Genomic DNA, 9393 nt, shown 5'->3' with positions numbered 1-9393 from the left:
GCGGCTTAAATCTCTAATAAATCTCATAAGTCTCTTGTTTTCTTGACTTTTGTTTTAGCTTATTCTACTTTTTATTATGTGTAATTTATTTTACATAAGCACTTATCTCGCAACCGAATCAAGATTGGTGTCCAAACTGGATGCAAATGCTGCCGCACCCAGTCAGCAAACATCCGACAAAAAACACTTTTACCTCTTCCCGGCCCCCCTTGGATAAACATCACCTTGTCTTGTTTCTGGGCATCTGCTAGTATCTCCTTTGCCCAGCTTTCGACCTCAAATGGGGTCGCATTTTTATTAACCTCACCATTGGCATTTACTGGACTTGCTTTCAGCGGCACGTAAATATCTTTGAAAGTGAAGCTTTCAGCAAATACTGTCTCTAGCGGCTTTGAAGAAATCTGCTCATCTAAATAAGTATTGATACTATAGTATTTGTCCGATTCTTGTCGCCTGCCAGCTAAATATAATTCCGCCCGTTGTCTGACAGAATCCTCAGCATCTTCTAAAGCTTTTTTCAGATGTTGATGAGTCTTCCAAGCAACCCAAGCTGTTAAAATCTCAGCTTCCTGCTTATTTATTCCTGCTTGTTGCAGTTGGTTCGACAATACTTGATTTAAAACTTGGGCTAATTCCGATTCGTGGAAGCAGGTGAGAACATTCCTAGCGAGATGTTAATCTAGTTGAAATTCTCCCAGTTTTGCGTTTTGCTGTTGAGCGATATTTGTGGTAGGCGTTGCACTTGCTAGCTGTAAATTAGCTGGCTGTAAATTGACTTGCTGTAATAAGTCATTACTTTGCACTAATTCATTAAAGCTTTCTAGATAAGCCAGGGGAGATGCGATCGCTACCCATTCCTCTAGGGATGGCTCTTGATTCGTCTTTTTGCGGTACAGCCTCACGCCTTGTATCGCTAGTTTCGTCCCTGATAGCCCTGCTATAGCAATAGGAATTCCCGCAGAACCCGCAATTGCAGAGAACAAACCTAAAGCTAGTCCGAATTCCAGCGCGAATTTAGTAATCTCTGTCCCTGTCTCAGCGACATCTCCGGGTTTCCCTAGTTCCCGAATATCAGTGTTAAAAAACTGCCAAATCTCTTTGAGGTTCGTCATGCGATCGCTACTCTCCGTGCTGATGAGTCGAAGATAACTCAACGATTAAGCATCTGCCCTCAGTCGGGTATTTCTCATATTTTTTGGAGAAAGAGCGATCGCTTACTTGACACAGTTCCAGGTAATCATGGATGATGAAAGATTGTCTGTCTATTCCTGCTCGGATCAGGTTGAGACATTCCAAAAGCTGATTGGTCATTGGTCAAGAAGTCATTAGTCATGGGTCTATAGAAGCGAATCTAAAGACTGAATCTAAAGACAAAAGACAACTGACAATCACCTATTCAGCTACCTGTACGGCAACCCCTAGGACTATCCCATGAGTTACGCAATTATTGAAACTGGCGGCAAACAGCTGAGAGTCGAACCAGGTCGCTTTTACGACATCGAACTGCTTCCCTCAGAACCAGACACCCAAGTTACCATTGATAAGGTTTTGTTCGTTCAGAACGACGGCGATGTGACCATCGGTCAACCTTTCATCGAAGGGGCGACGGTAGAATGCACGGTGATGAGACACCGGCGTGGGAAGAAGGTCATCGTCTACAAGATGAAGCCCAAAAAGAAAACCCGCCGCAAGAAAGGACATCGCCAGGAAATCACCCAGCTGATGATTAACTCCATCAGCATCAATGGCTCAGTGGTGGCTTCCGAACAACAGGCTTCCCAAACCGCCGCCGCTGACGAATCAGAAGAAGCTCAAGAAGCTGTGGCAACGGTGGTTGTTGATGAGACAGATACCGAGAGCGCTGCGACCGAGTAAATCGCTGAGACTACAGCAGAATAGTAAGTAGTAAGGACAAGTGAGGAAATTATGGCTCATAAGAAAGGTACAGGTAGTACTCGCAACGGTCGTGATTCTAATGCTCAACGCTTAGGCGTCAAGCGTTTCGGCGGTCAGACCGTGAGAGCAGGCAGTATTTTGGTGCGTCAGCGGGGAACTTCGTTTCACCCTGGCAATAATGTCGGTGTGGGCAAAGACTATACCTTGTTTGCCCTCATTGATGGCATCGTGACCTTTGAACGGAAGGACAGAACCCGCAAGAAGGTAAGCGTTTACGCTGTGCCAGCGGTGGCAGAAGCATCCCCTGAGAATGCACCCGTTCCGGCTCAGGTATAAGTATCCAGACCTAGTAGTTGGATAGATTAAGAAAGGAGGGGCAATTTATAAATTGCCCCTCTTTTTATTCGGCATTTTTTTATCAGCGATCGCGCTGGTTGGTCAAAATAAACGTAATATGTGATTCTGAGTGCCAGCGAAAAATTTCATCTCAATATTTTGCTTGGCTCAATGTGACAAATTGTTACTTTTTTAGACCGCTTTAGTTACTAACAACTATTCACTACACTAACGCCATGTTTCCCATTCATCGCCCTCGCCGCCTTCGTACCTCAACCCAGCTGCGCCGGATGGTGCGTGAAACGGTTCTTGCCACGAGTGACCTAATCTACCCTCTGTTTGCCGTGCCGGGAGAGGGCATTGCTAAGGAAGTGAAATCGATGCCAGGAGTCTACCAGCTGTCGGTAGACAAAATTGTGGAAGAGGCAAAAGAAGTCTATGACCTCGGCATTCCCGCGATCATTCTTTTTGGCATTCCCGCAGATAAGGATGTAGATGCGACGGGTGCGTGGCACGATTGTGGGATTGTCCAAAAAGCTTCCACGGCAGTGAAAGAAGCGGTGCCGGATTTAGTAGTCATTGCCGATACTTGCTTGTGCGAATATACCAGTCACGGTCACTGCGGTTATCTGGAAGTGGGCGACTTGACAGGACGGGTGTTAAATGACCCGACGCTAGAATTGCTCAAGAAAACAGCAGTGTCTCAAGCCAAGGCTGGCGCTGATATTATCGCTCCGTCTGGGATGATGGACGGTTTTGTGCAGGCGATTCGGGAAGGATTGGATGCAGCAGGATTCCACGATACACCGATTCTCTCTTACGCTGCCAAATATGCTTCGGCTTATTATGGCCCTTTCCGCGATGCGGCTGATTCAACACCGCAGTTTGGCGATCGCAGAACTTACCAGATGGACCCCGGCAATGCCCGCGAAGCCCTCAAAGAAATCGAACTCGATATTGCAGAAGGGGCAGATATGCTGATGGTGAAACCGGCGCTTGCCTATATGGACATCATCTGGCGGGTGAAAGAAGCCAGCAACTTGCCGGTAGCCGCTTACAATGTCTCCGGCGAATACGCGATGGTGAAAGCCGCTGCCCTCAATGGCTGGATTGACGAACAGCGAGTCGTGATGGAAACTTTAACCAGCTTCAAGCGGGCTGGAGCTGATTTGATTCTCACCTACCACGCCAAAGATGCCGCCCGTTGGTTGTAGGAAGTCAGGGTGAAGGATGAAAAAAACAACAGATTCGCCTAGAACTAGGCATTTTCATCCTTCGCATTTCATCCAGCATTCTTAGGTAGCTACTTATGTTCAAAAGGAATCCGTCTGGCGGTACAGATTTAGGGTTGGATATGAGTAAGCTAAACGGTAGATTTCGCTAAAAAAGCGGCAAATTACAGAAATTCGGTGCAATTGAACACCAATCCCCAGTGTGTTGATGAGTAGAATGAGCCAGTACGAGACTCTAAATTATTGATGACGATGGATTGCAGTCATATTCAATTTTGTGACCGTAAATCACAAATCGACTTTCAACAACTGCAAGAGCTGTTTCACTTAGCTGCCTTCTGGGCACAGAACCGGCAAATTGAAGATTTAAAAGTTGCGATCGCCAATAGCGAACCTGTGATTAGCGTCTGGGACGAAAACAAGCTGATTGGATTTGCCAGAGCGACTTCCGATGGCGTTTACCGTGCCACTATCTGGGATGTGGTCGTACATCCGGCATACCAAGGCGCAGGACTCGGACGCAAGTTGGTGGAAACAGTCTTGAGCCATCCTCGTGTCAGTCGGGTAGAGCGGGTCTACCTGATGACGACTTATCAACAGGGCTTTTACACGCGCATCGGTTTTGAATGTAGCAACCCCAGTACGACGATGGTGCTGTATAACAACCAGCCGCTGACCGAGCCTCTGCCTGCCCAGGTTATGTCGTCTCAATAGGCACTAGGGGAAGCGAAAACTGAAGCCGGGTGAGATTCTGGGCGGCTGAAGTATTAGAGGCATCTGCTGGTTGCGCTGCCACTACTTCCAGGCGTCCCTGCATCACTTCGATGAGGGTTTGAGCAATCAGTAAGTTCATCCCCTCGGATAGCTGTGGCATTTGTCGGGGTGCTCCTTTTCTGGGTGCCCCTCCCAATTCCGACGTCTTTTGCTCTTTGAGCAAATCAACTGGCTCGCTCCAGACGCTGACGGGGCACTCGGCATCAATCCAGATGTGGATGTACCCAGATGCTGGTGAGGAGGGAACCCAAACCCGAATGTTGCCTTCATTCATGCGAGCGATCGCGGTATCAACCAGATTTAGCAGCACTTGCTGCAATCGTCGCGGATCTGCCAGAACGTAAATCTCTCGATCGGGTGGCGATACCTCAAGGCGGATACTCCGATTCGCTGCTTGCAGGTGAGTCAAGTTGTAGACTTCCTCTAAAACCTTGGCAAGCTCGACGGGTTGAATCTCTATCCGACTGGTGCCGTGTTGAGTTTTGGCAACAGCGATAATTTCGTCTATCAGTTGCATCAGCTTCAGCGCAGAGGCGTGAGCCTGAGCAATAAATTCTCGTTCTTCTTCTGGGTCGTCACACAAATCGGACAAAATCAACTGATGCAAGCCAATCAAACTGTTGAGGGGCGATCGCAATTCATGAGAAGTCCGCGCCAAAAATCCAGCTTTAAACTGGCTCATTTCTGTTGCCATGTGGTACGCCATCTGGGTTTGCTTAAGTTCCTCCAGGATGGTTGTCACGTCCGGATTCGCGTCTTGGGGCATAAATATAATTACCAGTTTTGCTGATTAGCTAAGTCGATTAAACTACCAATTTAACCGCTCCTTGCCGCAAGATTTCCCAGCCACTGCCCGTCCATTTGGCGACGGTGGAAGGAACACCAGCCGTCAGCGTTGTTTCTGATTCCGAAGGGAATAGCGTCAGGACATCGGGAAACTGCGCTGCGATTTCTGCCATCGTTTCTAAAGGTGGCTCCCCCGAACGGTTAGCGCTGGTGGTTGCTAAGGGGCCAGTTTGCGACAAAATTGAGAGCGCGACGCCAGAATTCGGCACTCGCAACCCAATCGTGGTCGGGTCAGATGGATTCATCGCTTTAGGAACGCACGCTGAGGCTGGCAACACTAAAGTCAAAGCACCAGGCCAGTATTGGTCAGCAACTTGTTGCCAAATCTGCCATTCAGCTGGACTTCCCTTGACAAAATCCCACAAATCTAAAGCGTTTGCGCCCATTAAAATCAGCGGTTTATCTTGCCGCCGCTGCTTTGCTGCAAAAATTAACTCTGACCGATCCGGCTGCACTGCTAGTGCTGGTACAGTATCGGTGGGAAAGCTAACCAAACTCCCAGAACGAGCGCCTTCTATCAAGGCTGCCATTGAAACTTGTGTCATTTTTTTAGAGTTTTGAGTTTTGAATAAATCCCCTCAAATTCATCACTCATCGGGTTTCCGATAGGCTAAGGCAAAGCGTTCAATCCCAGCTAAATCGGCGTGAATTTGAATTTTGCAGTAACTGCCTCGATCTTGCAACAGTTGAGCAACTGCATCGGCTTGTCCCGCCATCATCTCAATTAGCCAAATACCGCCCGGTCGCAGATAGTCTGGCGCTATTTCTACCAAGTGGCGGATGCAATCTAAGCCATCTGTGCCACCGTCGAGGGCGAGGTGGGGTTCGTGTTTCGCCACTTCCGGTTGCAGGGAAGGCAGCAAATGACTGGGAATATAAGGTGGGTTTGATACCATGCCGCTGAGCTGACGTTTTAGGGCGGACAACGGCTGCCACCAAGAACCTTGGTAAAACTGAATGCGAGCCGCTAAACCCAGTTGCTGGGCATTCTGTTGAGCGATCGCTAGAGCAGCCGGACTATAATCAACCGCGTGGAGAGTGGCAGATGGAAAGGCATCTGCGAGTCCGAGAGCGATCGCGCCACTGCCAGTTCCTAAATCTGCCCAATGTCCTTGCTGTAAGGGCGGGGAGGCTCCACTCTGAGCAGCAGCGGCAACCGCCAAATCAATCAGATACTCTGTTTCCGGTCGCGGAATCAATACTGCTGGTGAAACAAACAGAGAAAAATGACGCCAGGGAGCAACACCAGCCAGGTACTGAACTGGCAACCGCTCATCCAGACGCCGTTGCCACATCTGGGTTAACTCCGGCAACGGCATCGGTAATTTTATCTGGGTTTTGTCTTTGAAAGACTCCAACCGCAGCGCCAACCGATCTAGAGCGGCGACTTCTCGCAGCAACCAGTCTACTTCTGTTGGGTCAACGTCCGCGGATTTGGCAGCATCCCGCGCCCAGTTGCGCCACTTCCAAAGTTCTATACCTGAAACCATACCCAAGCAAAACACCAGAATCAAGGAAAAAAGATAAAAGATAAAGTATGAAGTTTATCCTTCATACTTTATCTTTTATCTTTGATTCTTTTGTCTATTTACCGCTTTAGCGACGTTGTTGCTGAGAATTCGCGGGGGCAGGACCACGCGATCGCACAAAGTCCACTGACGCTTTGGGTGGAACCAGTACAATGTTGTTCAGCTGCTGATTATTGCTGGTGCGTAAAGTTTCAATTACACCCTCCAGATTCACCACCTGAATTTCCACTGTAGATGCCAGACCTGGCTGTTGCTGTTTGAATCGATCCAGCATACTCTGTAATTCTTCTTTGCTAAAGAAGAAAGGAATGATGGGTTTATTGTCTCGTTGTAAGGTCAAATACCCCTTATCCTTTCCGCCTCTTGCCACAAACAAAGGAACCCCATCAAAATTTTGCACGGGTTTGCCGCTTTGACTCAGGATGGCTTTTGCTGAATCTACCTGCTGCTGGGTGGGTACGAAAGCAAAATCCAGACCATCTGGCTTGGCTGCATTCGCTTGATCCAGTTTGTAAACGTCTCCCAGCGATACGGGTACCACCTTCACCGTACTTGCTAGTTGAGCATTTTGCTTCTTCAACCGTTCGATAAATGTTTGAGCATCTTGCTGGCTGATAAAAACACCTGCCACTGCGGTCTTCTTTTGCCCCTCATTCACTGAAGCAACTAATGGAGAACCTTGAGGATCGGTGATCGTAAACACGGGCACAGCTTGCAACTTTTCTAGAATCTGTTGTTCTGGCAATGCCAGCGCCCGCAGCGTTTCTAAACCGGGCAGCGCTCCCAGTACAACACTTCCCACTAAACCCAGTGTTGCGCTCAATCGAACTAATGATCTCATCACAATTCCCTCAAAATTTTTCGTTGAATACCCCGCCTTACCAATAATAGAGTCGAGACAAGGCGATAATGTTTCTTCGCTCTAGCAGTACCCGAATGAACGGGTCAAAGTTTATTGCCAACTAAACTTTATCGATTCTACTGTTTTGTTGCGACTGTCATTTTTGAACTGTTTAACTCCCCATGTCCTAATTCTTGGCACCAAGGGTCAATTTGATGCCTGAACTCGCTATTTATTCATTCTCAATGCTGCATACTCGGAAATGGAATTCCCAAATTACTGAAGGAATGAATGGCGAATTGTAACCCTCTATGACTATGTAAGATTAGGATGAGTTCCACGCAATCGTCAGCCAACTTATCTCCCAATTTACCAGGGAAAAATCTGCATGAATCACCTCCCGAAGTCCTCAAAGGAATTTCAGCAGGGTGTCAGACAGCAACACCTGAAAATTATTGAGATTCCCTCTAACCTTGGCAGGTTTGGGGCTAACTCTTTTTACTACTAAAAATCGGGATGACAGGATTTGAACCTGCGGCATCCTGCTCCCAAAGCAGGCGCGCTACCAAGCTGCGCTACATCCCGGTGAAATTCAGCGATGGGCTATCAGCCGATCGGGTCTTGGGTGTTTAACTCCCCTGACACGCCTGCCAGTGACCTCTGGTTATTATAGCTTATTTAGCCGATATTTGGAGTAAAGAATTCACAAACTAATCTGGATACCAAAACATCCCTTTAATTCCTTCCGGGTCGGCAATAAAATTCAGGCCCCGGTAGAAATCCACCACCTGGGGGTCAGCGAACAGAGTAATGTTGCTAATGTCTTCACTGCGTAGCTTCTTGATCGCGTACTTCATCAACGCCTTCCCCAGTCCTTTGCCTTGAAAATCTGGGTGAACTACCACATCCCAAATGGTGGCATTGAAGGCATGATCGGAAGTGGCGCGGGAAAAGCCTACCAGCCTTCGCTGGGTTCCTCGCACTTCCCACATCGAAACTACCAAAAAACTATGTTCGATTGCTTTCTTGACCTTGCGTAGCGGACGCCGGGACCACCCGACCGCATCGCAGAGTTCTTCGAGTTCATAAAGGTCAATGTCGCGTTCGGTGCTGAAAAATATCCGAGAGCCGCTGCCCGTGCGATCGCCTGTACCTTCTACAACATCCCCCTCCCCCAGCGTCGGCTTCGACGCAGTGCTACCATCAGAACCGCTAAACAAGCTTTTCCAAAAACCCATGCAGGTGTGGTTAAGGTATTTACATTCTCCAGTTCCCAGCAGTCTGGGGAATTCCCAACCGTGCTTCGCACCGCGTGCTAACACGCGATCTGAGACTTCCTGATCGAAGAGACCAATTCCAACACTTTCAGGTTTCCCTGCAAGTACCAAATATCTAATCTCTACAGGATTTACTTCCGGTGTTCGGTTGCGAGAAACGAAGCAATCTGAGGAACGAATCAATCTCGTGCAATCAATTGACGCGGGGGAGTCACGTACACTCTTGGAGAGTGATACAGTCTCAGTATCTCCATCCCTCTTATTTCAACGAATCTAGCCCAAACATCACGAAAAAAATGATAACACAATTGCGCTACCTTTTAAACCATTACACGCACTCCCCGATCTGGAGCGGGTGCGGCATTGTGTGGTTTAGGGCGCATTCGGCAATACTGGCAATACATTAGTTAGACTGAATTCTACGGGTTAATACTCCGCAGCTCCACAGCAATCCCGATTTCCTTGAATTGTCGGTCGGGAGAAGCTACCGTCTCGCCAAGCCATCGTGCAGCTAGGCACAAGTTTTTGGCTGATGACTGGAGACAAGAGCAACAGAAGAACTGAGAAACAGAGGCAGCTTTTGACTGGTTACTTCCTGGATGCCACATCGCGTTGGCACAGGTGAGCAAAAACAAAGAAAATCATGTACGGGCAGCTAGTCA

General features: G+C 48.2%; 14 protein-coding genes and 1 tRNA gene. 5 read left to right on the top strand and 10 right to left on the bottom strand.

Going from position 1 to position 9393, the window contains the following annotated elements; genetic code table 11:
• Positions 1-74: 74 nt before the first annotated feature.
• The 3 genes from NDA06_RS19630 to NDA06_RS19620 all read right to left on the bottom strand — a co-directional run bounded on the left by NDA06_RS19630 (position 75) and on the right by NDA06_RS19620 (position 1311).
• Entirely contained in the window at positions 75-608 is a 534-nt protein-coding gene (locus NDA06_RS19630; RefSeq protein WP_348251818.1) for a hypothetical protein, read from the bottom strand.
• Between the two features lie 66 nt (positions 609-674).
• Positions 675-1112 (bottom strand): hypothetical protein, encoded by a 438-nt coding sequence (locus NDA06_RS19625; protein ID WP_348251817.1) that lies wholly within the window; start codon positions 1110-1112, stop codon positions 675-677.
• Between the two features lie 7 nt (positions 1113-1119).
• The gene (locus NDA06_RS19620) at positions 1120-1311 is read right to left on the bottom strand and encodes a hypothetical protein (RefSeq protein WP_190818822.1); all 192 of its coding nucleotides are present in this window, start codon (positions 1309-1311) and stop codon (positions 1120-1122) included.
• A 120-nt stretch (positions 1312-1431) separates the two neighbouring features.
• Between NDA06_RS19620 and rplU the strand changes: the two genes are divergently transcribed.
• The 4 genes from rplU to NDA06_RS19600 all read left to right on the top strand — a co-directional run bounded on the left by rplU (position 1432) and on the right by NDA06_RS19600 (position 4178).
• On the top strand, positions 1432-1875 hold the full coding sequence (gene rplU, locus NDA06_RS19615) for a 50S ribosomal protein L21 (RefSeq protein WP_190536602.1): 444 nt from the start codon (positions 1432-1434) through the stop codon (positions 1873-1875).
• Positions 1876-1926: 51 nt separating this feature from the next.
• A complete protein-coding gene (gene rpmA, locus NDA06_RS19610; protein WP_190536601.1) occupies positions 1927-2232 on the top strand; it encodes a 50S ribosomal protein L27 in 306 nt (101 codons plus the stop codon).
• 236 nt (positions 2233-2468) lie between these two features.
• Positions 2469-3446 carry a porphobilinogen synthase gene (hemB, locus tag NDA06_RS19605; protein WP_190987119.1) on the top strand — a complete coding sequence of 326 codons (978 nt, stop codon included), beginning with the start codon at positions 2469-2471 and terminating at the stop codon, positions 3444-3446.
• Positions 3447-3716: 270 nt separating this feature from the next.
• Positions 3717-4178: a GNAT family N-acetyltransferase gene (locus tag NDA06_RS19600; protein WP_190987120.1), complete on the top strand. Its 462-nt coding sequence runs from the start codon at positions 3717-3719 to the stop codon at positions 4176-4178.
• On the opposite strand, the gene NDA06_RS19595 is transcribed toward NDA06_RS19600, so the two are convergent.
• From NDA06_RS19595 to NDA06_RS19580, 4 genes are all read right to left on the bottom strand, one after another.
• Positions 4162-5004, bottom strand: coding sequence for a sensor histidine kinase (locus NDA06_RS19595; protein ID WP_190987121.1), 843 nt, complete (start codon positions 5002-5004; stop codon positions 4162-4164). The genes NDA06_RS19600 and NDA06_RS19595 overlap by 17 nt on opposite strands.
• A gap of 37 nt (positions 5005-5041) precedes the next feature.
• Entirely contained in the window at positions 5042-5629 is a 588-nt protein-coding gene (locus tag NDA06_RS19590; RefSeq protein ID WP_190536599.1) for an L-threonylcarbamoyladenylate synthase, read from the bottom strand.
• A 42-nt stretch (positions 5630-5671) separates the two neighbouring features.
• Entirely contained in the window at positions 5672-6574 is a 903-nt protein-coding gene (gene prmC, locus NDA06_RS19585) for a peptide chain release factor N(5)-glutamine methyltransferase (protein WP_190527308.1), read from the bottom strand.
• A gap of 106 nt (positions 6575-6680) precedes the next feature.
• Entirely contained in the window at positions 6681-7454 is a 774-nt protein-coding gene (locus NDA06_RS19580; protein WP_190527306.1) for a Tic22 family protein, read from the bottom strand.
• 330 nt (positions 7455-7784) lie between these two features.
• On the opposite strand from NDA06_RS19580, the gene NDA06_RS19575 reads away from it, so the two are divergent.
• Positions 7785-7913: a hypothetical protein gene (locus NDA06_RS19575; protein WP_277878449.1), complete on the top strand. Its 129-nt coding sequence runs from the start codon at positions 7785-7787 to the stop codon at positions 7911-7913.
• 52 nt (positions 7914-7965) lie between these two features.
• On the opposite strand, the gene NDA06_RS19570 is transcribed toward NDA06_RS19575, so the two are convergent.
• From NDA06_RS19570 to NDA06_RS19560, 3 genes are all read right to left on the bottom strand, one after another.
• Positions 7966-8039, bottom strand: a tRNA-Pro gene (locus NDA06_RS19570).
• A gap of 125 nt (positions 8040-8164) precedes the next feature.
• Positions 8165-8692, bottom strand: coding sequence for a GNAT family N-acetyltransferase (locus NDA06_RS19565; RefSeq protein WP_190414148.1), 528 nt, complete (start codon positions 8690-8692; stop codon positions 8165-8167).
• Positions 8693-9150: 458 nt separating this feature from the next.
• Complete coding sequence (locus NDA06_RS19560) at positions 9151-9366, bottom strand: hypothetical protein (RefSeq protein ID WP_190414002.1); 216 nt, start codon at positions 9364-9366, stop codon at positions 9151-9153.
• Positions 9367-9393 lie beyond the last annotated feature (27 nt).

Origin of the sequence: Trichocoleus sp. ST-U1, assembly GCF_039961835.1 — a bacterium.
Classification (GTDB): domain Bacteria; phylum Cyanobacteriota; class Cyanobacteriia; order Cyanobacteriales; family FACHB-T130; genus FACHB-T130.
This window is presented reverse-complemented; position numbering and strand designations above follow the sequence as displayed.

What these genes read in the sequence shown, in the direction of transcription:
- NDA06_RS19620 (WP_190818822.1), bottom strand. Translation starts at nt 1,311, where the DNA reads ATGACCAATCAGCTTTTGGAATGTCTCAACCTGATCCGAGCAGGAATA.
- NDA06_RS19565 (WP_190414148.1), bottom strand. Translation starts at nt 8,692, where the DNA reads ATGGGTTTTTGGAAAAGCTTGTTTAGCGGTTCTGATGGTAGCACTGCG.
- NDA06_RS19580 (WP_190527306.1), bottom strand. Translation starts at nt 7,454, where the DNA reads ATGAGATCATTAGTTCGATTGAGCGCAACACTGGGTTTAGTGGGAAGT.
- prmC (WP_190527308.1), bottom strand. Translation starts at nt 6,574, where the DNA reads ATGGTTTCAGGTATAGAACTTTGGAAGTGGCGCAACTGGGCGCGGGAT.
- rplU (WP_190536602.1), top strand. Translation starts at nt 1,432, where the DNA reads ATGAGTTACGCAATTATTGAAACTGGCGGCAAACAGCTGAGAGTCGAA.
- NDA06_RS19590 (WP_190536599.1), bottom strand. Translation starts at nt 5,629, where the DNA reads ATGACACAAGTTTCAATGGCAGCCTTGATAGAAGGCGCTCGTTCTGGG.
- NDA06_RS19600 (WP_190987120.1), top strand. Translation starts at nt 3,717, where the DNA reads ATGGATTGCAGTCATATTCAATTTTGTGACCGTAAATCACAAATCGAC.
- hemB (WP_190987119.1), top strand. Translation starts at nt 2,469, where the DNA reads ATGTTTCCCATTCATCGCCCTCGCCGCCTTCGTACCTCAACCCAGCTG.
- NDA06_RS19625 (WP_348251817.1), bottom strand. Translation starts at nt 1,112, where the DNA reads ATGACGAACCTCAAAGAGATTTGGCAGTTTTTTAACACTGATATTCGG.
- NDA06_RS19575 (WP_277878449.1), top strand. Translation starts at nt 7,785, where the DNA reads ATGAGTTCCACGCAATCGTCAGCCAACTTATCTCCCAATTTACCAGGG.
- NDA06_RS19595 (WP_190987121.1), bottom strand. Translation starts at nt 5,004, where the DNA reads ATGCCCCAAGACGCGAATCCGGACGTGACAACCATCCTGGAGGAACTT.
- rpmA (WP_190536601.1), top strand. Translation starts at nt 1,927, where the DNA reads ATGGCTCATAAGAAAGGTACAGGTAGTACTCGCAACGGTCGTGATTCT.